Origin of the sequence: Frondihabitans sp. 762G35 (assembly GCF_002074055.1) — a bacterium.
In the GTDB taxonomy this organism is placed as follows: Bacteria; Actinomycetota; Actinomycetes; order Actinomycetales; family Microbacteriaceae; genus Frondihabitans.
In genome coordinates this window covers 193,317-217,104 of the sequence record NZ_CP014619.1, presented here as the reverse complement: position 1 = coordinate 217,104, position 23,788 = coordinate 193,317, and the positions used below count along the sequence as shown (strand labels likewise).

Genomic DNA, 23,788 nt, shown 5'->3' with positions numbered 1-23,788 from the left:
CACCTCGTCGTCGGTTCCGCCCGTGCGCCGTCCGTCGCGGGTCCGCCCTCTCGGGCGTCGACGTGGGGCACACTGGAACCAGTGGAAATCTGATTAATCCGATTAATCAGATTTATGGAGTGTTGCACGAGTCGACGAGGTGGTCAAGTGGTGAGGGATCTGGAGGCGGACGGACCGCTCGAGCGGGGACTTCACGGACGCGTCGTGAACCGCCTCGGCCGGCAGATCGTCGAGGGCGAGGTCGCCATGGGGTCGATCCTCAACCTGGAGGAGCTGAGCGCGCGGTTCGCGGTCTCCCGGTCGGTCCTGCGGGAGGCGCTCCGCGTCCTGCAGTCCCTCGGCATGGTCGAGCCCCGGCAGCGCGTCGGGACCCAGGTGCGCCCCCGCGAGGAGTGGGACCTCATGAGCCCCCAGCTCATCGCGTGGCGCGGGCACGGCGCGGAGTACTTCGTCCAGATGCGCGAGCTCCTCGAGCTGCGGCTCGGCCTGGAGCCGGTGGCGGCGAGGCTGAGCGCGACGAAACTGGATCCCGCCGGGGCGGAGGCGGTGCGGCGGGCGGCCGAGACGATGGTGACGTCGAGTGCCGCGGGCGACGGTCGGGCCTATCTCGAGGCGGACATCGCGTTCCACACGGCGATCCTCCGGGGCTCCGGCAACGCCGTCGTCGCGCACTTCGCCTCGACGGTCGACGCGCTGCTCCGGACGCGCACGGAAGAGCGGCGCTTCACGATCACGGAGTACACGCCCGCGTCGGCGCACCGCCACAACGAGCTGGCCCGCGCCCTCGTCGAGCGCGATCCGGACGCCGCCTACCGCTGGTCGTACGAACTGATCGAGGCGACGCTCGCCGAGTTCGTCAGCGAGGCGCCGCCTCGATAGCAGGATGCCCGGAGGTCAGTGCATCGGCGTCCCGCCGGACACGCCGATCGTCTCGCCGCTGACGTAGCTGGACTCCTGCGAGGCCAGGAAGACGAACGGCGGGGCGAGCTCGACGGGCTGACCGGGACGGCCGTAGGCGGCCTCCTCGCCGAACGACTCGATCTTCTCGGTCGGGACGAACGCGGGCTGGAGCGGCGTCCAGACGGGGCCGGGCGCGACGCCGTTGACGCGGATGCCGCGCTCGGCGAGCTGCTGCGCCATCGCGCGCGTCCAGTTGGCGATGCCCGCCTTGGAGACGGCGTACTCGGCCAGCGACGGCGACGGCTGGAAGCCCTGGATGGAGGACGTCGTGATGATCGACGCCCCCGGCTTCAGGTGCTTCATCGCGGCCTTCGTGGTCCAGAACAGCGGGTAGATGTTGGCCTTGAGGACGTGGTCGAGCGTCTCCGTCTCGAAGTCGTCGATGCTGTCCACGGTCGGCATGACGCCGGCGATCATGGCCACGACGTCGAGGCCGCCGAGGCCCGAGACGGCCTTCTCGACCATGTCGACGTTGTACGCCTCGTCCTGCAGGTCGCCGGGGAGGAGGACGACGGTGCGGCCGGCCTCGCGGACCAGCTCCGCGACCTCGTCGGCCTGCTTCTGCTCCTCGGGGAGGTAGGCGAGCGCGACGTCGGCGCCCTCGCGGGCGAAGGCGATGGCCACGGCGCGGCCGATGCCCGAGTCGGCGCCGGTCACGAGGGCGCGGCGACCGGCGAGGCGACCGCCGCCGACGTAGCTGGTCTCGCCGTGGTCGGGCGCGGGGTTCATCTCGTGGATGTCGCCGGGACCCGTCTGCTGCTGCGCGGGGAACGGCGGGCGGGGGTACTGATCGATCGGGTTCTGCGGGGTGTACATCGTGTCTGCCATGCCTCCGGTCTACGCCGGGAGCACTGGACGCAGCGGAACGGGGTACGCCCGTCCCGCTACCAGCGGGAGTGGATCGCTCGGCGGAAGTAGCGGTCGTAGAGGCGCTCGGCGCGGTCGTGGAACTCCTCGCCCAGATCGGGCACGTCGCCGGCCTCGGCGTTGGCGCGGGCCTGCTGGACGTTGCGGGCGCCGGGGATCACGGTCGAGACACCGGGCTGCTCGACGATCCACTTGAGCGCGGCCTGGGCGGTCGACACTCCCTCGGGAGCCAGGTCGGAGAACTGCCTGGCCGCCTCCACGCCCTGCTCGAAGTCGACGCCGCTGAACGTCTCGCCCTGGTCGAAGGCCTCGCCGTGGCGGTTGAAGGTGCGGTGGTCGTTCGGCGCGAACTCCGTCTCGACGGTGTACTTGCCCGACAGGAGCCCGCTCGCCAGCGGGACGCGGGCGATGATGCCGACGCCCGCCTCCTGCGCGGCCGGGAGGACCTCGTCGAGGGGCTTCAGGCGGAACGCGTTCAGGATGATCTGCACCGTCGCGAGGTTCGGGTGCTCGATCGCGGTCAGCGCCTGCGCGGCCTCCTCGACGCTCACGCCGTAGGCGGCGATGGCCTCGCGCTGCACGAGCTCGTCGAGAGCGTCGTAGACGCGGTCGTCGCCGAAGACCGGGGTCGGCGGGCAGTGGAGCTGGACGAGGTCGAGCGTGTCGGTGCCGAGGTTGCGCCTCGACTGGTCGACCCAGGCGATGAAGTTGGCCCGGGAGTAGTTCTCCGGGACCTGCTCGAGCGCCCGCCCCATCTTCGTCGCGACCGTGAGCGTCGCCTCCGGGTTGCTGCGCCGCCACGCGCCGATCGTCTTCTCGCTGCGGCCTCCGCCGTACACGTCGGCCGTGTCGAAGAAGGTGACCCCCGCCTCGCTGCTGGCGTCGAGCACCGCGAAGGCGTCCTTCTCCGAGACGTCACCCCAGTCGCCGCCGAGCTGCCAGGTGCCGAGTCCGATGACCGAGACGTCTCTGCCGGTCCGTCCGAGGGTGCGCTGTTCCATGCCCTCAGCCTAGGCGCGCAGGATGCCCGGGGTCCGGGCCTCCCCGACGTGCGACGCGACCCGTGCCCCGCCCCGGCGGGCTAGCCGAGGCGGCGGGCGGCCTCGGCCAGGGCATCCTGCGCGGCCTCGAACTCGGCGTGCTGCCTCGTCACCTCGAGGTCGGGACCGCCGAAACGCTCGGTGAGGGTGCGCGTGGCGACGACGGTCTCGACCGCCATGCCGAGGGCTCCGGCGAGGATGAGCTTGAGGGCCGGGATCGCGTGGTCGTCGAACTCGGTCGCCGACCCGGCGTCGTAGGTGCCCCCGCGGGTCGACACCAGGACGGCGTGCTTCCCGGCCATCGGCTGCGTCGCGATCGCGCCGAACGGGGCGGTCACGGCGGGGACGTGGATGTAGTCGACCCAGGCCTTCAGGGTCGACGGCAGCGAGTAGTTGTACAGGGGGACGCCGACGAGCAGGACGTCCGCCGACACGAGCTCGGCGATGAGGTCGTTCTGCAGGGCCTCCTGCGAGGGGTCCGGGTGCGCTCCGGCCGGCCGGAGCTCCGCGGGGAAGTGGAGCGCGGCGTCGGAGAGGTGGGGCAGGGCGTCGCGGTGGAGGTCGCGGTGGACGACGACGTGCTCGTCGGAGAGCGCGCGCCAGGCGTCGGCGAAAGCGGCGGTGAGGGCGCGCGACCGCGAGGTCTCGAGGTCGGCGGAGGAGTCGAGCTGCAGGAGGGTGGGCATGGGCACCACGCTAGCGGGCGGAATGACAGGGGGTCGGGGGAGGATGGAGCGACCATGACCGACGTCCTCGACCGCTTCTCCCCCGCCACCCGCGAGTGGTTCCGCGGCGCCTTCCCGCGGCCGACGCACGCGCAGGAGGGCGCCTGGGAGGCGATCTCGAAGGGCTCGAACGCGCTCGTCATCGCGCCGACCGGCTCCGGCAAGACGCTCGCGTCCTTCCTCTGGTCGATCGATCGGCTCGCGTCGTCGCCCCCGCCCGAGGAGAAACTGCACCGAACGCGCGTCCTCTACATCTCGCCGCTCAAGGCCCTCGGCGTCGACGTGGAGCGCAACCTCCGCTCTCCGCTCGTCGGCGTGACGCAGACGGCGCGGCGCCTCGGCACCGCGGCCCCCGAGATCAGCGTGGGCGTCCGGTCCGGCGACACCACGTCCGCCGACCGCCGGCTCCTCGCCCGCACGCCGCCCGACATCCTGATCACCACGCCCGAGTCGCTCTACCTGATGCTGACCTCGCAGGCGCGCGAGACCCTCCGCGGCGTCGAGACGGTGATCGTCGACGAGGTGCACGCCGTCGCCTCCACCAAGCGCGGCGCCCACCTGGCGCTGTCTCTCGAGCGGCTCGACGAGCTCCTGCCGAAGCCGGCGCAGCGCATCGGGCTGTCCGCGACCGTCCGGCCGCCGGAGGAGGTGGCCCGCTTCCTCGCGGGCCGCGCACCGGTCGAGATCGTGGCGCCGCCGTCCGAGAAGACGTTCGACCTGCGCGTGGTCGTGCCCGTCGACGACATGACGGAGCTCGGCACCGCCGCGCCGCTCGAGGGATCGGCCGCGGGCACGGCGCCGCAGGGCTCCATCTGGCCTCACGTCGAGGAGGGCATCGTCGACCTCATCCTCGAGCACCGCTCCACGATCGTCTTCGCCAACTCGCGCCGCCTCGCCGAGCGGCTGACGGCGCGACTCAACGACATCTACGCCGAGCGCACCGCGGGGCCCGACGCCGAGGCGTTCGAAGCGGCCGACCAGGCGGAGGGTGCTCTCGTCACGGTGGGGGCGTTCGACGGCGCCCGCGCGGGCGATCCCGACCGCGGTGACGACGCCGACATCGCCGCCACGCGTCGCCCCGGCGGCAACGACACCTCCGGGCGGGCCGTCGGCGTCGTCGGCCGGCCCCCGGCCGAGATGATGAGCTCGGGCCAGACGCAGGGCACCGATCCCCTGCTTGCCCGTGCTCATCACGGCTCCGTCAGCAAAGACCAGCGGGCCCTCATCGAGGACGACCTCAAGAGCGGCCGACTCCGGTGCGTCGTCGCCACGAGCTCGCTCGAGCTGGGCATCGACATGGGCGCGGTCGACCTGGTCGTGCAGGTGGAGTCCCCGCCGTCCGTCGCCAGCGGCCTGCAGCGGGTCGGGCGCGCCGGCCACCAGGTCGGCGAGGTCTCCCGGGGCATCTTCTTCCCGAAGCACCGGGCCGACCTCATCCACTCCTCGGTCGCGGCCGAGCGGATGGTCGCGGGCCTCATCGAGGAGCTCCGCGTCCCCGCCAACCCGCTCGACGTCCTCGCCCAGCAGACGGTCGCCGCGGTAGCGCTCGACTCCGTCGACGTCGACAAGTGGTTCGAGCTCGTCCGCCGGAGCGCGCCCTTCGCCACCCTGCCGCGATCGGCCTACGAGGCGACGCTCGATCTCCTCAGCGGGAAGTACCCGTCCGACGAGTTCGCCGAGCTCCGTCCCCGGATCGTCTGGGACCGCGTGCACGGCACCCTCACCGGCCGTCCCGGTGCGCAGCGGCTCGCCGTGACCAGCGGGGGCACGATCCCCGACCGCGGTCTCTTCGGCGTCTTCATGGTCGGCGAGAAGGCCGCGCGGGTCGGCGAACTCGACGAGGAGATGGTCTACGAGTCCCGCGTCGGCGACGTCTTCGCGCTCGGGGCGACGAGCTGGCGGATCGAGGACATCACGCACGACCGCGTCCTCGTCTCCCCCGCCTACGGCCAGCCGGGCCGGGTCCCGTTCTGGAAGGGCGACGGCATCGGCCGTCCCGCCGAGCTCGGGCGCGCGATCGGCGCGTACACCCGCGAGCTCGCCAACTCGAGCGTCGAGGAGGCGACCACCCGCGTCCTCGCCGGCGGGCTCGACGACCGCGCGGCCCGTAACCTCCTCGCCTTCGTCACCGAGCAGCGGGAGGTGGCGGGGCACGTCCCCACCGACACCACTCTCGTGGTGGAGCGCTTCCGCGACGAACTGGGCGACTGGCGCCTCATCCTGCACTCCCCCTACGGAATGCAGGTGCACGCCCCCTGGGCCCTCGCGGTGAGCGCGCGCATCCGCGACCAGCTCGGAGTCGACGGCTCCGCCATGGCGGCCGACGACGGCATCGTCGTGCGGATCCCCGACACCGACGCCGAGCCTCCCGGCGCCGCGCTCTTCACCTTCGAGCGCGACGACCTCGACGCGATCGTCACCGAGGAGGTCGGCGGGTCGGCCCTCTTCTCGGCGCGGTTCCGGGAGTGCGCGGCGAGAGCGCTGCTCCTGCCCCGCTACAACCCGGGCAAGCGCTCCCCGCTCTGGCAGCAGCGGCAGCGGGCCTCACAGCTCCTCGACGTGGCACGGAAGTACCCCAGCTTCCCGATCGTGCTCGAGGCGGTCCGCGAGGTCCTCCAAGACGTCTACGACCTCCCCGCCCTGATGAGCCTCACCGACGAGCTCGCCCGCCGCAGCATCCGCATCGTCGAGACCGAGACCGAGGTCCCGTCGCCGTTCGCGCGCTCGCTCCTGTTCGGCTACGTCGCCGCGTTCATGTACGAGGGCGATTCCCCCCTCGCCGAACGCCGCGCCGCCGCCCTGTCGCTCGACCCGACGCTCCTCGCCGAGCTCCTCGGCCGGGCCGAGCTGCGCGAGCTCCTCGACCCGGGAGTCATCGAGCAGCACGCGCTCGAGCTGCAGCGACTCCTACCCGACCGCCGCGCGCGCGACATCGAGGGCGTCGTCGACCTGCTGCGGCTCCTCGGTCCGCTCACGACCGACGAGATCGTCGAGCGCTCGTGGCTCGCCGTCGACGCGACCGCAGGAGCCGCGGCGCCCGAATCCGCGCGCGCGTCGCTCGACGAGGCGCTCACCGGGTTGGCCCGCGCCAACCGCGTCCTGCGCTTCACGCACGCCGGCACCGAGCGCTGGGCCGGGATCGAGGACGCCAGCCGCCTCCGCGACGCCCTCGGCGTCAACCTCCCGATCGGTGTGCCCTCCGCCTTCGTCGAACCGGTCGACGACCCGCTCGGCGACCTCGTCGGGCGATACGCGCGCACCCACGCCCCGTTCTCCCCGATCGAGATGGCGCAGCGGCTCGGGCTCGGGACGGCCGTCGTGCTCGAGACGCTGCGCCGCCTCGCGGTCGAGCGGCGAGTCGTGGAGGGCGAGTTCCGGCCCGACCGCCAGGGCAGCGAGTGGTGCGACGTCGAGGTTCTGCGGCGCCTCCGGAGCCGCTCTCTCGCGGCGCTGCGACACGAGGTCGAGCCCGTGTCCCACGACATTCTCGGGCGGTTCCTGCCCGCGTGGCAGCACGTCGCCACCGGGACGAAGGGCTCGGGGCTGCGCGGGATCGACGGGGTCGTCCAGGTCGTCGACCAGCTGAGCGGCGTGGCGCTTCCCGCCTCGGCGTGGGAGTCGCTGATCCTGCCCGCCCGCATCACCGACTACTCGACGGGGATGCTCGACGAGCTGACCGCCACCGGCGAGATCATCTGGTCGGGCGCAGGATCACTGCCGGGCAACGACGGCTGGGTCAGCCTCCACCTCGCCGACGGCGCCCAGGTGACCCTCGCGGAGCCGTCGGGCGACGAGACGACCGAGCTCCAGCGCGAGGTGCTCGCCGCCCTCGCCGGCGGGGGCGCCTACTTCTTCCGCCAGCTCTCGGACGCCGTCGGCTCGACCGACGACTCGGGACTCGTCACCGCCATCTGGGATCTCGTCTGGCAGGGCCAGATCACCAACGACACCTTCGCCCCCCTGCGGACACAGGTGAGCGGTCGCCCGCCGCGACCCCGGCCGACCGCCACGAGGGCCCGCTCGTCGTACCGCGGTCGCGCGCGCGCGTCTCTTCCGCGGCAGTCCGGGCCACCGACCGTGGGCGGGCGCTGGTCGCTCCTGCCTCTCGCCGAACCCGATGCGACCGTCCGCGCCGCCGCCCAGGCGGAGCTCCTCCTCGAGCGGCACGGCGTCGTCACGCGCGGCGCGGTCGTCAACGAGGGCGTCCGGGGCGGATTCTCGACGGTCTACAAGGTCCTGTCGTCCTTCGAGGAGACCGGCCGCGCCCGCCGCGGCTACTTCGTCGAGGGTCTCGGCGCGGCGCAGTTCGCCACGGGTGCGACCGTCGACCGACTCCGCTCCTTCGTGCGCGACGACGATCGCGAGGGCGACGAGGTGCTGCAGGGGGCCGGGCGGGGTCGGGAGATCCCGGTCGTGACCCTTGCGGCGACCGATCCTGCGAACCCGTACGGTGCCGCGCTGCCCTGGCCGAGCCTGCCCGAGGACGCCCCGCGCGGCCACCGGCCGGGCCGCAAGGCGGGGGCGCTCGTCGTGCTCGTCGACGGGCGACTCGTGGTCTACGTCGAGCGCGGCGGCAAGACGACGCTCACGTTCGACGAGCCGAGCGAGCGCGACCTGGCCGCCGTCGCCGGATCGCTCGCAGGAGTCGTCCGGTCGCGGATCGGTCGGCTCGCGATCGAGCGCGTCGACGGCGAGTTCGTGCTCGGCACGCCTCTGGGCGATGCGCTCCTCGCGGCGGGCTTCGCGCCGACGCCCGGTGGGGTGCGGCTGCGGGCTTAGCTCCTGCGCGTCGTGCGGGCGCTCGCCCGCCCGCGCCCCGCGAGACTCCACAACACGCTGCTCACCTTTCCCCGCGCACGGCGAGTCGTGGAGTCTCGCCGGAGCCGGAACGGAACGCTGCCGCACAAGCCGGGCCAGACTCCACAACACGCTGCTCACCTTTCCCCGCGCACGGCGAGTCGTGGAGTCTCGCCGGAGCCGGTGCGGAGCGCCGCCGCACAAGCGGGGGCGAGACTCCACGATTGGGGCGTTTTCCCGAAAGTGAGTGGCGAGTCGTGGAGTCTCACGGGAGCCGGCGGCCGCCGGGCGCCGCCGGCCGGGCGAGACTCCACAACACGCTGCTCACCTTTCCCCGCGTACGGCGAGTCGTGGAGTCTCGCCGGAGCCGGTGCGGAGCGCCGCCGCACAAGCGGGGGCGAGACTCCACGATTGGGGCGTTTTCCCGAAAGTGAGTGGCGAGTCGTGGAGTCTCGCGGGCGCGGGCGCGGGCGAGGGCGCGCGGGAGCGCGGGCGAGCCGCGCACAGCGGCCGCGCCTACACTGCACGGATGCCCGAAGGTGACACCGTCTACCGCGCCGCGAAGAACCTCGACATGGCCCTGCACGGGCAGACCCTCACCCGCTCCGACTTCCGCGTCCCGGCATTCGCCACGGTCGACCTCCGCGGCGAGGTCGTCGAGGACGTCATCAGCCGCGGCAAGCACCTCCTGCACCACATCGGCGACCTCACCCTGCACACGCACCTCAAGATGGAGGGGTCGTGGCACCTCTACCGCCACGGCACCGCGTGGCGGCGCCCCGCGTACCAGGCGCGGGTGGTCCTCGAGACCGACGAGTGGGTCGCGGTGGGGTTCGACCTGGGCGTGGTCGAGCTCGTCCCGCGCGACGACGACGACACCGTCGTGGCCTACCTCGGTCCCGACCTCCTCGGCCCCGACTGGGACGCCCGCCTCGCGGTCGAGAATCTCGCGCAGGATCCGGCCCGCCCGGTGGGTCTGGCCCTCCTGGATCAGCGGCTCCTCGCCGGCCTCGGCAACGTGTACCGCAACGAGCTCTGCTTCCTCCGCGGCGTCCTCCCGACCAGGCCGGTCGGCGAGGTCGACGACCTGCCGAGGATGGTCGATCTCGCGCACCGCCTCATCGTGGCGAACAAGGACCGCGTCGAGCGCACCACCACGGGCACCCTCCGCGGCGCCACCGACTGGGTCTACGGCCGGGCGGGCAAGCCCTGCCTCCGCTGCGGGACGAAGATCCGGCGCGGTACGCTCGGCGATTCCGACCTCGAACTCCGCGACACCTACTGGTGCCCGAGGTGTCAGACCTAGCCTCTCCGTGACGCCCGGTTACGCGTCTCCGGCCCCGTCGGGGAGCGGCGATCTACTCTCGAGCAACCGCACCCCCGACGCCCTTCGAGAGGAACCACCGTGGCCGAGACCGCAACCCCCATCCGCGACCGGGTCGCCGAGTTCAACGGCGGCTTCACCGCCCAGATCGGGCCGCGCCTGAGCGACGTCTTCGCCACCGAGCAGGCCGACCTCGTCGCCGCCGGTGTGCCGGAGAAGGCCGTCGCGGCAGGCGACCGACTGCCCGAGGCGACCCTCCTCGACTCGCGCGGCGAGAGCGTCCTGCTCGAGGACGCCCTCGGCGAGCGGGGCGGCGTGGTCGTCTTCTACCGCGGCTCCTGGTGCCCCTACTGCAACCTGACGCTGAAGACCTACCAGGAGCAGCTGCTCCCGATCCTGCGCGACCGCGGCCTCGGCCTCGTGGCGATCAGCCCCCAGACGCCGGAGGCCTCCGACCTGGCCGTCGTGAACGGCGGGCTGGATTTCACGGTCCTCACCGACCCGGGCAACCGGCTCGTGCGCGAGCTGGGCATCCTGACGGAGCCCGCCGCCGCCGCGCGCGCCGCGCACACGGATCTCGGCTTCGACGTGGCGGACAGCAACGCGGACGCGACGGGCGACATCCCGTTCCCGACCGTCCTCGTCGTCGACGGGTCGGGTGCCGTCACGTTCGCCGACGTCCACGTCGACTACACGACCCGCACCGAGGTGTCCGACATCGTCGCGGCGCTGCCGGAGTCCTGAGCCGCCGGGCCCCTGAGCCGCCGGGCCGCTACTTCGACGCCCCGGCCGCGTTCGCCAGGATGTACGCCAGCAGGTAGGCGCGCGAGTCGCCGTTGTCGATGTCCTTCGCCGGTAGCTTCCGGGCGACGGCCAACGCGGCCTTCGCCTGGTCGGGACCCGCGAGCGACTGGTACATGAGCACGTAGTCGACGAGCGTCTGGTCCGCGCCCTCCGCGAGCGCCGTCTTCGACAGGGCCGCGATGTGCGCCGACCCGCCGCCGGCCTTCGACGCCAGGTAGCTCGAGGTCGGGCTCATCGGGATCAGCTGGATCCCCACGATCGCGCTCGGAGCGGCCGAGAACCAGGTCGCGAAGTCGCGCTTCGCCCCCCAGTTCAGCGAGACCAGCGAGTGCGAGAAACCGTCGAACTGCGCCCCCGACAGGTCGGGGTTGACGTAGTACGCCAGCGCCGACGCCGTCTCGTTGCTGAGGAGCCACGCGGCTTCGCCGGCGAGGGCGCGATCGCCGGATGCTCCGGCCCACAGCTCGAGACCGGCCCAGGCGTTCACGGCCTCCGACGAGGACTCCTGGTTGTTGCCGTCGGCGAACTCGGAGTATCCCGAGGCCCAGCTGTGCGAGAAGTACGGGTCGTAGGCGCGGTTGTCGAGGAAGGCGCTGCTCGACTCGTCGCCCGTGTGCGTGGCGATGTCGGCGGCGAGCAGGTTCATGACGGGTGCCCACCGCGCGGCGAGCTTCGGGGAGTCCTGCGCGACGACGCCGGCCGCGTAGAGGAAGTAGCCGTAGTGGAAGTGGTGGTCGTTGTCGACCTCCGACCCGAAGGAGTTCGCCAGACCCACGACGGACTTGAGCCGCGGGTCGTAGACGAAGCACTCCTGGCCGCGCGTGGTGCAGCCGCCCGGCTCCGTCCACTTGTCGAGCTGAGCCGTGAGCCGCGACGTGAGGGTCGCGACGGCGGCCTTGTCGCCGAGCTCGCGGGCGAGGGAGAGGAGCATCGCCGACCGGTAGAGCGTCTTGCCGCCGAAGTACGTGTCGGCGGCGAACGGGGGTGCCGCCGCGACGTCGGCGGTCAGCTGCTTACCGACCTCGGCCCGGTCGGCCGCGGTGAGGGTCGACAGGTCGAGTGCGGCGCGGGCGGGCACCGTCGGCGTCGTGAAGACGATCTTCGTGGAGGCGCACACGGGGACGGTGCCGTAGAGGGTGACGTAGGAGAGGTCCGTGCATCCTGCGGTCGCCGCGGAGCCGCCCTGGTGCGGCAGCGGGACGACCAGCGTCTTCCCGCCGCCCGTCGACCGGTAGGCGAGGGTCGTCTGCTGGCCGGACGAGGTCGAGCCGTAGCTCGTGGAGACCTGCTCGAGCGGCGCCGCCGACGACATCAGGGCGGTGGTCTGCGCGGCGCTCGCGCCGTCCGGGACGGGGAAGAGCACGAGCGTGCCACCGGCCCGGAGGGACACGGACGACCCGCTGACGTCGGCCTGGGTCGTGACGACGCCCCAGGTGCGGCCGGCCGCGGTGACGGTGCCCCGCCCGGTGCCCGTGGACGTGATCGCCGAGTCGAGCTCGGCGGTCCCGGCGGTCGCGGCGGAGAAGGAGACCTGCGGCGAGCCCTCGGCGATCGTGACGTGGCCGAGGACGGTGGATCCGCGGCGGTACTCGATCGTCACCGACACCGTGTCGTAGCGGCTGACGAGGGCGCTGGTGGCGCCGAGGTCGACGGACACCTGGGCGACCGCGGCGCCGAACACCGTGTTCGTCGTCGACGTCGCCGCGGGGAGCCCGGCCGAGAATCCGGAGGCGGTCTGCTGGAACGACAGCGGGAACGGGAACACGGCGCTCGGGGCCGCCCCGAAGACGAGACCGGAGAACCACTTGTTGGTCGGCGGCTTGAGGCCGTTCGCGAGCCGCATGGTCGGGGCGGGCGCGATGGAGCGCTGCGGCAGCTTCGCGACGAGCGGAGCCACCTCCGAGGTCGTGAAGACTGGCTTCCCGGCGGTCGGCTGGGTGGGGCTCACGGTGCTGGTCGACCCTTCCGAGGTGCAGGCGGTCAGCACCAGGGCTGCGCCCAGGGCGAGGGCGAGGGCGGCGAGGCGGCGGCGCGGGGCGCGGGTGCGGGCGCGGATCGCTACAGGCCGATCTTCTGGACGAACTGCAGCAGGGCATCCTGCGCTCCGGCGAAGACGCCGTCCTGGCGGAGGTGGAGCGTCGCCGTGACGGGGGTGCCCGGGTTCACGAGGCCGGAGTAGGAGCCCTGCGTGAGGCCGGAGCTGGCGACGTGGATCTCGGTCTGGGCCGTGCCGTCGGTCGTCGTGACGCTGATCTGCTTGACGGTCCCCGGGATGACGGTCTGGTTCGGGAGCATCAGGTCGACGGTGGCCCCCTGGCGGATCCGCTCGTAGTCGCGCGGGGTGAGGGCGTAGTCGCCGAGCACGTAGAGGCTCCCGGAGCGGTCGATGGTGGCGAGGTCGGCGCCGGCCGTGACGAAGCCGCCCTCCTTGGTGTCGATCTTCGACACGCGGCCGGAGACGGTCGCGAGGAACGTCATGGTGCCGTCGGGTCGCACCGAGTAGCTCGTCGAGTCGTAGCTGAGGAGCTGCGACGAGACGTCCTGCTTGACCGAGAGGCTCTTGAGGTCGAAGAGCTTGTCGCCCTTCTTGACGGTGTCGCCGACGGTCACGTACTGCTTCGTGATGTTGCCGGAGTAGTCGGTGCCGACGGCGTACTCCTCGGCGGCGATGGCGGCGCTGGTCGAGACGACCTGCGACTGGCGCTGCGTGAAGACGACCGTGGAGGCGGCGACGATCAGGAGGACGACGAGCGAGCCGCCGAAGAGCTTGAGGCGACTGGCCCAGGTCATGAGGCGACCCTTTCGTCGGTGGCAGCGTGCGAGGGCGCGGCTGCGTGGGAGGGGGTTGGGACGGGGGCGACCACGCGCGGGGCGGGTCGCGCGATGCGCGTGCGGTACTCGATCTCGGCGGGGGCGCTCGCGGCCGGCAGGACGACGGGAGCCTGGCCGTTGCCGAGCAGGACCTCGCGGTTCTGCGCGCGCAGCGTCTTGGCCTCGCGGCCGGCGGCCACCATGAACGACAGCAGGATGCCCGTGTTCAGGAGGTTCCAGACGGTCGCCAGCGTGAGCACGCCGTTCTGCACGTCGCGGTAGACCGCCACGACGCTCGTCAGCGTCAGGAAGAGGCAGAACAGCATCTGCGGGATGATGAAGTTGAACGGCGACTTCGCCAGGCCCTTGCGGCCCGTGACGCTCCAGCCCTCGTCCTTGCCGCAGATGACGTTCCAGAGGGCCTTCACGTAGATCGGGAACGACACCGTCGCGAGCATCAGCACCTCGTACCGGAACGACCCGAGCGTGTAGAACGCCAGCAGGATCTGCATCAGGTAGAAGCCGGCGTAGAAGAGCAGCCACTGCAGCACCGAGATGTGCAGGTTCATCGGGCGCAGATCGAAGAAGATCTCCATCGGCGGCACCAGCAGGAGCAGGAGCGGAGCGATACCCGTGAGGTAGTTCGTCGCCGTGACCATGTACTGGAGCCGCTGGTCCATCGAGAGCCGGCGCTTCGGCGAGAACGGGTTGTGCTGGAACAGGATCTCGAACCCGCCCGTGGCCCAGCGGAGCTGCTGCTTCGAGTAGGCCTCGATGGTCTCCGGGGCGTCCCCGATGGCGAGGGTGAGCGGGATGTAGATGGAACGCCAGCCGCGCTCGTGGAGGTGGAGCGACGTCCAGACGTCCTCCGACTTCGAGTCGGTGACCATGCCGCCGATCTCGTCGATGGCGCTGCGGCGGAAGATGACGTTCGTCCCCACGCAGAAGGCCGCGTTGAAGCGGTTCCGACCCGGCTGGATGAAGCGGTAGAACACCGACTGCATGTAGCCGGCGCCGCGCGAGACGAGCGAGACGAGGTTGCCGTAGACCTGCGGGGTCTGGACGAAGGCGACCTTGTCGTCCACGAAGAACGGCACCGTCTCGTGCAGGAAGAGGCTCCGCGGCACGAAGTCGGCGTCGAAGATCGCGAAGAAGTCGCCCTTGGCGATCGCGAGGGCGTGGTTGACGTTCCCGGCCTTGGCCCCGTGGTTGGTGAGGCGGCGGACGTAGCGCGCGTTGTGGCGGGCCGCGAGGTCGCGGACCTCGTCGCTGGCCCCGTCGTCGAGGATCCAGGTCCGGTGGAGACCCTGGAGCGCCAGCGCGGCGATCAGCGTCGCCTCGATCTTCGTGATCTCCTCGCCGTAGGCCGTGATGAAGACGTCGACGGTCTTCGTCTCGCCGTCGATGACGATCGGCCAGAGGTGCGGCTGGTCGCGGACCCCGAGGCGGTCGATCTCGTCCTCGTCGTAGAGGAGCTCCTGCGCCTGGTGGAAGGCGAAGTCGCGCGGGTCGATGCCCCCGGAGAGGATCGTCCACATCGACAGCAGCGCCTGGACGATGACGACCGCCTCGGCGACGATCACCATGATGTACGGCAGCAGGTCGCCGCGGTTCGCCGGGTTGAGCAGGAACTGCGCGTACAGCAGGATGCCCAGGGTCGAGATCAGCACGAGCAGCACCATCACCGGCGAGTGCGTCCGCGACTCGGAGCGGGTGGAGATCGTGTGGTGCTCCGTGGTGCGCACCTTCGGCGCCCGCACGGGACGGCGGGTCGCCTCCTCGTCGAGGCGCGCGCGCTCGAGCTCGAGCCGGAGGTCGGCGCGGGAGCGGGCGGTCGGCACGGGGGACGGGGGTGCGGGGCGCACGGGTCGCGTGCGTTCGCTGGGCATGGTTCGGGACATGCGGAGCTCTCTCCTCGTTCGGGCAGGGAGAAGGCCTCGCGGGAGCCGCCGGGTGAGCGGACCCTCGATGAGGCCGGTGTCGGCTACGGCGGCGACGATGGAGCACCTCGACGGATCGAGGTGCGATCGGGAGGAGGGGTGGTCGACCCCTCTGCGTCGGAGCAGCACACCCGATTCGGGTCGGTGGTGCTTCCGTCGTGTCCCCGAACCGTTCGGTCGGGGTGTGGGTGCCACGTTAGCGGCATGTCCCCCAAAAGGAGGCCCCCCGTTCGGGGTTCAAAGCGGATGGAAACACACTGTTTACCGGGGAGCCCCGCCGATCACCCCCGAGGGTTCACCCTCGGGCGGCGGCTATCCACCCGCAGGTGAGCCGGGGCTTAAGCCGTTTCGCGCACCCAGCGCGCGAAGAACTCGGCCCCGGCCTCGTCGTGGATGGCGCCCGTCTCGCTCGTGAGGACGGGATACGGCCTGTCGGGGACACCCTCGTCGGGGCGCACGTCGACGTGGGCGACGTCGTGGCCCTGCTCGTCCAGCCAGTCGGCCATCGCGTAGTCGCTCCGCGAGTCGCCGACCGTCCGCCACGAGAGCGGGAGCTCGCCGTCGGCGCGCAGCAGCTCGAGCGCGCGGCGCGCGCCGAGGTCCTTCCCGAGGAGGACCGACTCGACGTCGGTGGAGATGATGGTCGGGTCGACCCGCCACTGGACGTCGCCCCGGGCATCCGGCCGCTCGTCGTCGCGGCGGCGGACACCGAGGCCCCGCCGCGTGAAGGCCGCCATGGCGAGCTCGTCGAAGGCGGGCTGGACGTCTCGGAGGTACCGGTCGCCGTCGATGCTGGTGAGCTGCTCGACGGAGACCATCGCGTGCTTCGTGCGGTCGAAGAACACGACGTCCGCGAAGCGCTCCGTGACGAGCTGCTCCATCTCGACCTTGTAGTCGGCCGGGACGGAGAGGCTGCGATCGACGGAGACCTCGCCGATGCCGGAGGCTCCGAACTGAGGACCGATCGAGAACCAGACGGCGCCCTTCTCGCAGATCCCGTGAACGCGAGCCCCCGCGGGCAGGCCGGCCGCGATCATGGGCCCGACGACCTCCTCGCGGATGAACGCGTCGGAGCGGCCCGTGTTGAACACCACGGGGATCCCCCGGCCGGCCAGGGTGACGAGGTCGCGCGTGATCGCGGGGATGTTGATGCTCCTCGTGACGGGACTGGCCACCGGGCCGTCGACGTCGAGGAGGAGACCGAGGGCGGGGGCTGGAGTCGAGGTCACCGGACCATTCTCCCCGACGTGGCGCTCGTCCTCGCCCCGCGGCCCACCCCCTACGGCTCGAGGACGACCTTGATGCAGCCGTCCTGCTTCTTCTTGAAGGTGTCGTACATCTCGGGCGCCCGGTCGAGCGGCACGCGGTGCGTGACGAGGTCCTCCGTGCCGAGCGGGTCCGAGGGGTCCTCCACCAGGGGGAGGAGGGTCTCGGTCCAGGCGTGGACGTTGCACTGGCCCATGCGGATGGCCACCTGCTTGTCGAACAGCGTGAGGAAGGGCGTCGGGTCGGCGGTGCCGCCGTAGACGCCGCTGAGCGACACCGTCCCGCCGCGCCGCACGATCTCGAACGCCAGGTGCATCGCACCGAGGCTGTCGACGCCCGCCTTCTGCAGGAGGGGCTGCGCGACCTTATCGGGGAGCAGGGTGGCCGCCTTCTGGAAGAGGCTGACCGCACCGTGGTCGTGGGCTTCCATCCCGACCGCGTCGACGACGGAGTCCGGGCCGCGCCCGTCGGTGAGGTCCTTGATCCGAGTCGCGACGTCCTGCGTCAGGTCGAGCACCTCGACGCCGTGGCGGGCAGCGAGGGCGCGTCGCTCGGGAACGGGGTCGACGGCGATCACCCGGTAGCCGCGGTGGACCCCGATGCGGGCCGCGAACTGGCCGACGGGGCCGAGGCCGAGCACGACGAGGGTCCCGTTCTCGGGAACGTCGGCGTACTCGACGCCCTGCCAGGCGGTGGGGAGGATGTCGCTGAGGAAGAGGTACCGGTCGTCCGGGAGCTCGGTCCCGACCTTGATGAGGTTCGCGTCGGCGCGCTTGATCCCGAGGAACTCGGCCTGGCCACCGGGGACCTGCCCGTAGAGCTTGGTGTACCCGTAAAGGGTCGCTCCAGAGTCGTAGGCGGTGACCTGCGTCGTCTCGCACTGGGAGAACAGGCCGCGGTCGCACATGAAGCAGTCGCCGCAGGCGATGACGAAGGGCACGACGACGCGGTCGCCGACCGCGAACCGCGTGACCCCGGGTCCGATCTCGGTGATGATGCCCATCGTCTCGTGACCGAGGACGTCGCCCCTGTCGAGGTACGGGCCGAAGACGTCGTAGAGGTGCAGGTCGCTGCCGCAGATCGCCGCGGACGTGACCTTGATGATCGCGTCGCCCGGCTCCACGATGGTGGGGGCGGGGACGTCCTCGACGCTGACGTGGGTGGGGGCCTGATACGTGAGTGCTCGCATCCGTCCCGTCTACGCCGTCGCCGATCCGCGACATGCATCGGGGTACACGACGAGATCGCCTCGCCGCTCGCAGCTCAGGGCTCAGGGCTCAGGGCTCAGGGCTCAGGCGTCGGCGTACTCCGCGGCGGGAACCACCGACTGCGAGAAGATGAGCTCCTGGTAGGCGACCTCCTCGGCCTGCTTCTTGGCGCTGCGGAGTCGGCGCTCGCGGAAGCGGCTCGTCTCGTTCGCCGGGGCGTCGCCCGCGAAGACCGGGACCAGCTCCGAGACGCGGATCTCGACCCGGGTGCCCAGCTCGGCGAAGAACTCGTCGCGACCCTCCATGGCGAGGAATCGGCGCTCGTCGGCGGCCCGCCAGAGATCGCGTGCCAGTTCGCCGTACGCGTTCACCCTCGCCCCCATCCCGTCAGGATCCACTCCACAGCACCCGGGCCGATTCGGCATCCTCCCCGAGAGTGATCCTCGCCCGTGTGAACCGGGTCTCAGGGACCGATGAATCGAGTATGAGGCCCGCTCAGCGGGCCGGGGAGCCACCGTTCGGCGATTGGTCGAGAACCGCCTGGGCCGCGAGACCGAGCACGTGCTGGACGTCGCAGCCGTGCTCGACGGCGACGGCGCTTCCCAGTCCCGCGGTGAGGGCCGCGCTGGCCGTCCCGATGGTCTCGATGACGCTCGCCTGTCGCTCCGTCAGGGGCACGTCGCAGAGCCGGTCGACGAGCTCGACGAAGCCCCGGTCGCTGGCGTCGCGCGCATCCGTTCCGCCGTCGACCGCCGCGGTGGCCACTCCCACGAGCGCGAGCGCCAGGGAGACCGCCTCTTTCTCGGTGAGCTGATCCATGCGGTGGACGGTACCCCGGCCGCGGCCCGGTGATCGGAGGCTACGGTCAGGTGCGATCGGTGTCAGCGGGTCGGGATCGACCCGCTGATGCCGGACACGACGCCCGCGGCGAGGGCGATGTTGATGATGAGGCCGAGCGCGACGATCCCGATCGCGACCCAGATCGGCCAGAGGCCCTTGCCGGAGCGGCGGTGCACGACGACTGCGCGACCGATGGCGTAGACGATCCAGCCGAGGAAGGCCCAGGCCCAGAAGAACGGGCGGGCGATCCCGACGCGTCCGAGTGCGCGCCAGTCGAGGAAGGCCAGGAGCACGGAGACGAAGTAGAGGACGAAGCTGAGCACCGACGTGACGTAGTAGATCGGCGGATAGCTGATCCTGGGGACGCCCTGGCCGTTCGTCCGCTGGATCTCGGCGAGGTAGCTGGTGAAGGTCGGGATGAGAGCTGTGACCGACACTGCGCTCAGGATCAGCGACACGATCGGCAGGACGAGGATCACGATGATCTGCCACGTGTTCGTCTTCGCCCCCTCGGGCGCCTTGGGGAACGTGCGGGCACCGTACTGCTGCCCGTAGGCGGGCTGCTGGCCGTACTGCTGCTGGCCGTAACCCTGCTGGCCGTATTGCTGGCCGTAACCCTGCTGCTGCCCGTAGCCGTACTGCTGTCCGTAGCCCTGCTGCTGCCCGTAGACGGGCTGCTGCGGCTGCGCGGAGGCCGCAGGCGTCTGCGCCCCCGAGGCGCCGTGGCCGGGAAGGCGCTCGCCGTAGGCCGGGCGGTCGTCGTCCCGCGGCTCCTGCCCTCCGCGCGCGGTGGCCTCCGGCACGACGGTCTCGGGCTCGGTGACGGAGCTGGGCGCGGGCACCGGGGCGGGGCCGGCGCTGGGCTCGGGCGTCGCCGCGGCCTCGGGCACGGCGTCGTGCTGGTGGAGGCCGGCGGTCGGCTCGGGGGCGCGGACGTGCTCGGTCCAGCCGCGGCCGTCCCACCAGCGGTAGCCGGGGTCGCCCGAGGGGTTGGGGTACCAGCCGGGCTGCGGCGCTGCGTTTCCGGTCGAGTCGCTCACGTGTCGTCCTTCAGGAGTGTCGGTGTCGGGGAGTGTCCAGCCTACGGGCGGGCGCCTTGCAGCGACCCGGGAGACCCGGGGACAGCACGACGCGCGGCGACCCGGGTACGCGGCAACTCGGCGCCACCGCTGTGTCCCGACATCGGTGACCTCGGACGGAGACGGCCCCCGGCACCCTTGCCAGTTCGCCTCGCGTCGAGGAGTTGCCGCGCGCCGGAGCCGCCGCGCGGATGATCCGTGCTGGAGGAATCATGATCCTCCCCCGGCCGCTTGTCCAGACCGTCGAGCCCCTACGCCCGACGGGCGAGTGCGGCGGCCCTCGCGCCCGGGTCGATCAGGCCCGTGCCGTCCCAGCGCTGACGCAGGTAACGCAACGGTCCCTTGGCCACGCTGAGGAGTTCGATCCAGCCCACCTTCGACACGGCGCGGGCCCAGTCGGTCCCTCCGTCGAGTCCGGTCGCGGGCTGCGCCGGGACGTCGCCCGACTCCAGGGTCCCGCCGCCCTTGGCGACGAGTCGCCGGGCGGCGTCGGGGGCACGGCGGACGGCCACGCGCAGCATCGCCGGCGTGAGGGCCACCTTGGTGAGCCAGGCCCCGAGGCCGACCCCGTAACCGACGGCCTGCGCCCGCAGCGCCCCGAGGTCGGAGCGGTGGCGGTGCCAGACGAGAGCCGAGGGCTCGACCACCAGCGCGTCTCCGGCGAAGAGAACGCGGGTGAAGACGTCGAGGTCCTCGCCGCCACCGGTGCGGGTCCCGACGCCGAACGCCGTGTCGAATCCCCCGAGGGAGATGGCCGACGACCGACGGAGGGCGAAGTTCGCACCGGTGCCGAACTCGCCCACCGAGAACGGGAACATGGCGAGATCGAGCGGCGGGTCCGCGAGGCGGAACTCGCGCGACACCAGGTTGCGCGACCAGCTCACCCGGTCGTCGAAGAAGCGCTGCACGGGCGTGCGGAGCTCGCCGCTCGGCACGAGGCCGGTGACGCAGGAGACGTCCTCGCCGCGGGCGAAGCCGCTCACGAGGCCGCGCAGCCAGTCGCGGTCGACGACCACGTCGTCGTCCGTGTAGGCGACGATCTCGCCCGCGGCGGCCAGGAGGCCCGTGTTCCGGGCTCGGGAGAGGCCCGCCAGGGGCTCGCGGACGAGCCGGACGCGCGGGTCCGCGAACTCGGTCCGGACGAGCTCGGCGGTCTCGTCGGTCGCACCGGCGTTGTCGACCACGACGACGTCGAACGCCGGGTAGTCGAGGGCCAGGACCGACGTCAGGGCGCCGCGGAGCTGCTCCGGCCGGTCCCGCGTGCAGATGATCACCGTGACCGTGGGCAGGTGCAGCGGCTCGATGGCGGCGGGGACGCGCGGGAGCTTCCCCACGGCGGTGCGGAGGTCGTCGACCGAGACGGTGCCTCCGAGGGCGCCGAGCGGGGCGATGGGCAGCTCGACGAAGCCGAGGACCGCGCGGGCGCGACGGATCAGGAGCCGTGCCCGCCCGTAGCCCGTGCTGTCGCCGAGCGCGATCGCGTCGCCCGTGAGGTCGTTCAGGTCGTTGACGTCGACCGTCCCGACCCAGACGGCTCCCGACCAGGTCGGGGCCGAGGGGCTCGACATCGGCCGCTCGAGGCGGAGGGCGATCATCGTGCGACCGCCGCCCTCTCGAGCTGCTTGACGACGGAGCCCGAGTCCGAGGCCTTCGCCCCGGAGACCGCGCCGAGAGCGTAGCCGGCCACGGTCGCGAGGACCGTGAGGGCGATCGCCGCGGCGCGCTTGCCGCCGCCGCGACCCGTGCGCGACAGCTCGCGGAGGAAGGCTCCGGGCAGCACGCGGGTCAGGTACGACGACTCGCTGGAGAGGGAGTCGCCGCGGCCGAGGGTCCGGCTGAGCACGGCCTTGGAGACGCCCTCGTAGAAGCTCCGACGGCTGAGGTAGCGCCAGGTGGCGCGGTCGGCGGAGACGCGGTGGTTGACGAGCGACATCGGTTCGTAGCAGATCCGGGCGGCAGGATCCGCCTGGCGGATCGTGATGCAGAGTTCGGTCTCCTCGCCGCCCAGGGGGATGTTGCCCACGCGACCCACGGCCGTCGAGAACCCGCCGGCGGTGACGATCGCGGCGCGGCGGAACGCCATGGTGCAGCCGATGACGTTGCGGACGTCGGCGTGCTCGGTGGGGAGGCCGCGGTAGCTGCAGCCGACGATCCAGAGCAGCTCGTCCGCGTAGAGCGCGGGGCCCTTGGCGTCGGGCCAGACGGGCTCGGCGTGGCCACCGACGCCGGCGACGTTCGGGTCGCTGAACGAGTCGAGCATCCAGGTGAGCCAGTCGGCGTCGGCCGTGGCGTCGTCGTCGAGGAAGGCGACGATCTCGGAGGTCGCGTGGCCGACGCCGGTGTTGCGGGCTCCGGAGAGGCCCTGCGTCTGCTCGTTGGCGATCACGGTGAGCGTGGGCCAGCGGTCCTGGGCCATCGCCAGGAGCGCGGGCTCGTGGTCGATGACGACGATCACCTCGGTCGCCTCGGCCTGCGCGCGGGCGGACTCGACGGAGTCCTGGAGGTCCTGCCAGCGACGCTGCGTGTACGCGCAGACGATCACGGAGACCGTGGGGGTCGAGGCGGTCACGCGACTTCCTGCTCGGCCGGGATGCGGATGGGGGCGGTGACGTCGGTCGCGTCGGCGGCGTCGAGGGCGGGCTCGCGACGGACGCGGGCGGCGCTCGCGTTCTCGCGGCGCTTCTCGTCGATGATCGTCTTGAGGACGCGGATGCCGTCGCTGATGGCGTTGAGGTTCGACTCGCCGTGGATGCGGTTCTTCTCGAAGCTGGGGACCTCCGTGACACGGAGCTCGGCGGCGGCCATGCGGCAGGTGAGGATCGTCTCGATCTCGAAGCCGTCGCCCCACAGCATGCCGCCGCCGGCCGGCGCGGCCAGGGTCGACGGGAGCAGGTCGATGGCGGGGAGGACGTCGCGCCAGAAGGCGTTGTAGCCGTAGCAGAGGTCCGTGTACTTCGTCCCGAGCAGCACGTTGCAGATCAGGTTGAGGCCGAGGTTGCCGGTGGAGCGGAAGAGCGTGAGGTCCTCCGAGCCGCCGCCCTTGCGGAAGCGGCTGCCCTTGGCGACGTCGGCGCCCTTCAGGAGCGCGTCGACGAAGGCGGGGATCTCGGCGGGGTCGGCGGAGCCGTCGGCGTCGAACATGACGATGATGTCGCCGGTGGCCGCCTCGAAGCCGCAGGCCAGGGCGTTGCCCTTGCCCTTGCGGGTCTGGTGGACGACCTTGATGCCGGGCAGGACGCGCAGGGCGGTCTCGACGGTGCCGTCGACCGAGTTGCCGTCGACGAGGATGACCTCGTGGACCGCGGGGAGCAGCGGGAGGATGACCTCGAGGTTCTTCGCCTCGTTGCGGGTCGGGACGATGATCGAGATGGTGGGGTCGGCAGGGCGCAGCGAAGCACGGAGAGACATGGGTGAGCCGTTCGGGTAAGGGCTGATTCGGGGGCGGTGGTGCGGAGATCGCCGGACGAGTTCTTCGGGTCGTCGTGCCGGCGATCGGAGCCGGGATTCGGGGGTGTCGGCTCCTGCCGACGAGGTGATGCCGTTTTCGGGTCGGCACCGTCTCGTCGTCGGGTGTGGCCAACCTAGCGCGGTGCCGAGAGCGCCTGACACCCCCTCGTGCGGGGGTCACGACCAACCCCCGACCCCGGCCCTCCGAGGGCGGACCGTCGCCCTGTCACCCGACCCGCACCCGGGGGACGGCGGACCCCGCGAAGGGCCTCCGGCCGCGACGTACCCCGACCCCGCGGGCGGCGGTCCGAGCGGCCTCCCGGGTTAAGGTGGGGACACGGGCGGCCCCGAAACGCGCCCGAGAACCGTCCCCAGCCCGCCCGCCGTACGAAACGGGAACCATGCCGTCCGACCCGAACCCGACCGCTCCGGTCTGCCTCTGCGGACACGTGGACGAGGCCCACGAGCACTATCGGCGCGGGACGGACTGCAGTCTGTGCGACTGCCGCCGCTTCCGCCCGGCTCGCTGACGGCCCCTCCGGGGAGGCTCGACCGCGGCTCCTGCGCATCGCCGGGGCCTCGGGCGGACAGGACCGCGCCGTGTCCTCCTTTGTGCCGACACGAGGGGGAATCGTGTCCTCCTTTTGGCCGACAGAAGTGCCGGGTGTACCCCGGACTTT

18 protein-coding genes are annotated in these 23,788 nt (G+C 71.9%); 4 read left to right on the top strand and 14 right to left on the bottom strand.

The annotated features are described in order from the left end of the window. Positions 1–204: 204 nt before the first annotated feature. A complete protein-coding gene (locus AS850_RS01050; RefSeq protein ID WP_164088351.1) occupies positions 205–879 on the top strand; it encodes a FadR/GntR family transcriptional regulator in 675 nt (224 codons plus the stop codon). A gap of 15 nt (positions 880–894) precedes the next feature. Here the strand turns inward: AS850_RS01050 and AS850_RS01045 are convergent, their stop codons facing one another. The 3 genes from AS850_RS01045 to AS850_RS01035 form a co-directional block, all read right to left on the bottom strand. After that, complete coding sequence (locus AS850_RS01045) at positions 895–1,788, bottom strand: SDR family oxidoreductase (RefSeq protein WP_119867447.1); 894 nt, start codon at positions 1,786–1,788, stop codon at positions 895–897. Positions 1,789–1,844: 56 nt separating this feature from the next. After that, the gene (locus AS850_RS01040; RefSeq protein WP_119867446.1) at positions 1,845–2,828 is read right to left on the bottom strand and encodes an aldo/keto reductase; all 984 of its coding nucleotides are present in this window, start codon (positions 2,826–2,828) and stop codon (positions 1,845–1,847) included. Between the two features lie 80 nt (positions 2,829–2,908). Then, positions 2,909–3,553 (bottom strand): FMN-dependent NADH-azoreductase, encoded by a 645-nt coding sequence (locus AS850_RS01035; RefSeq protein ID WP_119867445.1) that lies wholly within the window; start codon positions 3,551–3,553, stop codon positions 2,909–2,911. 54 nt (positions 3,554–3,607) lie between these two features. On the opposite strand from AS850_RS01035, the gene AS850_RS01030 reads away from it, so the two are divergent. From AS850_RS01030 to AS850_RS01020, 3 genes are all read left to right on the top strand, one after another. Further along, complete coding sequence (locus AS850_RS01030) at positions 3,608–8,371, top strand: Lhr family ATP-dependent helicase (RefSeq protein WP_119867444.1); 4,764 nt, start codon at positions 3,608–3,610, stop codon at positions 8,369–8,371. Positions 8,372–8,918: 547 nt separating this feature from the next. Then, positions 8,919–9,695 carry a DNA-formamidopyrimidine glycosylase family protein gene (locus tag AS850_RS01025; RefSeq protein WP_119867443.1) on the top strand — a complete coding sequence of 259 codons (777 nt, stop codon included), beginning with the start codon at positions 8,919–8,921 and terminating at the stop codon, positions 9,693–9,695. A 99-nt stretch (positions 9,696–9,794) separates the two neighbouring features. After that, a complete protein-coding gene (locus AS850_RS01020; RefSeq protein WP_119867442.1) occupies positions 9,795–10,457 on the top strand; it encodes a peroxiredoxin-like family protein in 663 nt (220 codons plus the stop codon). A 28-nt stretch (positions 10,458–10,485) separates the two neighbouring features. Here the strand turns inward: AS850_RS01020 and AS850_RS01015 are convergent, their stop codons facing one another. The 11 genes from AS850_RS01015 to AS850_RS00965 form a co-directional block, all read right to left on the bottom strand. Next, positions 10,486–12,465 (bottom strand): glycosyl hydrolase, encoded by a 1,980-nt coding sequence (locus AS850_RS01015; protein ID WP_119867441.1) that lies wholly within the window; start codon positions 12,463–12,465, stop codon positions 10,486–10,488. A 110-nt stretch (positions 12,466–12,575) separates the two neighbouring features. Continuing rightward, positions 12,576–13,307 (bottom strand): HlyD family efflux transporter periplasmic adaptor subunit, encoded by a 732-nt coding sequence (locus AS850_RS01010; protein ID WP_119867440.1) that lies wholly within the window; start codon positions 13,305–13,307, stop codon positions 12,576–12,578. Then, on the bottom strand, positions 13,304–15,229 hold the full coding sequence (locus tag AS850_RS01005) for a glycosyltransferase family 2 protein (RefSeq protein WP_236940789.1): 1,926 nt from the start codon (positions 15,227–15,229) through the stop codon (positions 13,304–13,306). Before AS850_RS01005 ends, AS850_RS01010 begins: the two co-directional genes overlap by 4 nt. Positions 15,230–15,606: 377 nt before the next feature. Continuing rightward, positions 15,607–16,497, bottom strand: a complete 891-nt coding sequence (locus AS850_RS01000) for a hypothetical protein (protein WP_119867439.1) — start codon at positions 16,495–16,497, stop codon at positions 15,607–15,609. Positions 16,498–16,547: 50 nt separating this feature from the next. Next, entirely contained in the window at positions 16,548–17,723 is a 1,176-nt protein-coding gene (locus AS850_RS00995) for an alcohol dehydrogenase catalytic domain-containing protein (protein ID WP_119867438.1), read from the bottom strand. A 102-nt stretch (positions 17,724–17,825) separates the two neighbouring features. Next, the gene (locus AS850_RS00990) at positions 17,826–18,113 is read right to left on the bottom strand and encodes a hypothetical protein (protein ID WP_216819825.1); all 288 of its coding nucleotides are present in this window, start codon (positions 18,111–18,113) and stop codon (positions 17,826–17,828) included. A 124-nt stretch (positions 18,114–18,237) separates the two neighbouring features. Continuing rightward, complete coding sequence (locus AS850_RS00985) at positions 18,238–18,561, bottom strand: hypothetical protein (RefSeq protein WP_119867436.1); 324 nt, start codon at positions 18,559–18,561, stop codon at positions 18,238–18,240. A gap of 62 nt (positions 18,562–18,623) precedes the next feature. Then, on the bottom strand, positions 18,624–19,622 hold the full coding sequence (locus AS850_RS16650) for a DUF2510 domain-containing protein (RefSeq protein ID WP_216819824.1): 999 nt from the start codon (positions 19,620–19,622) through the stop codon (positions 18,624–18,626). Between the two features lie 290 nt (positions 19,623–19,912). Continuing rightward, the gene (locus tag AS850_RS00975) at positions 19,913–21,256 is read right to left on the bottom strand and encodes a glycosyltransferase family 2 protein (protein ID WP_236940788.1); all 1,344 of its coding nucleotides are present in this window, start codon (positions 21,254–21,256) and stop codon (positions 19,913–19,915) included. Then, positions 21,253–22,230 carry a glycosyltransferase gene (locus AS850_RS00970; RefSeq protein ID WP_119867435.1) on the bottom strand — a complete coding sequence of 326 codons (978 nt, stop codon included), beginning with the start codon at positions 22,228–22,230 and terminating at the stop codon, positions 21,253–21,255. The genes AS850_RS00975 and AS850_RS00970 overlap by 4 nt, the downstream gene beginning before the upstream one ends. Next, positions 22,227–23,069, bottom strand: coding sequence for a glycosyltransferase family 2 protein (locus AS850_RS00965; protein WP_119867434.1), 843 nt, complete (start codon positions 23,067–23,069; stop codon positions 22,227–22,229). The genes AS850_RS00970 and AS850_RS00965 overlap by 4 nt, the downstream gene beginning before the upstream one ends. Positions 23,070–23,788 lie beyond the last annotated feature (719 nt).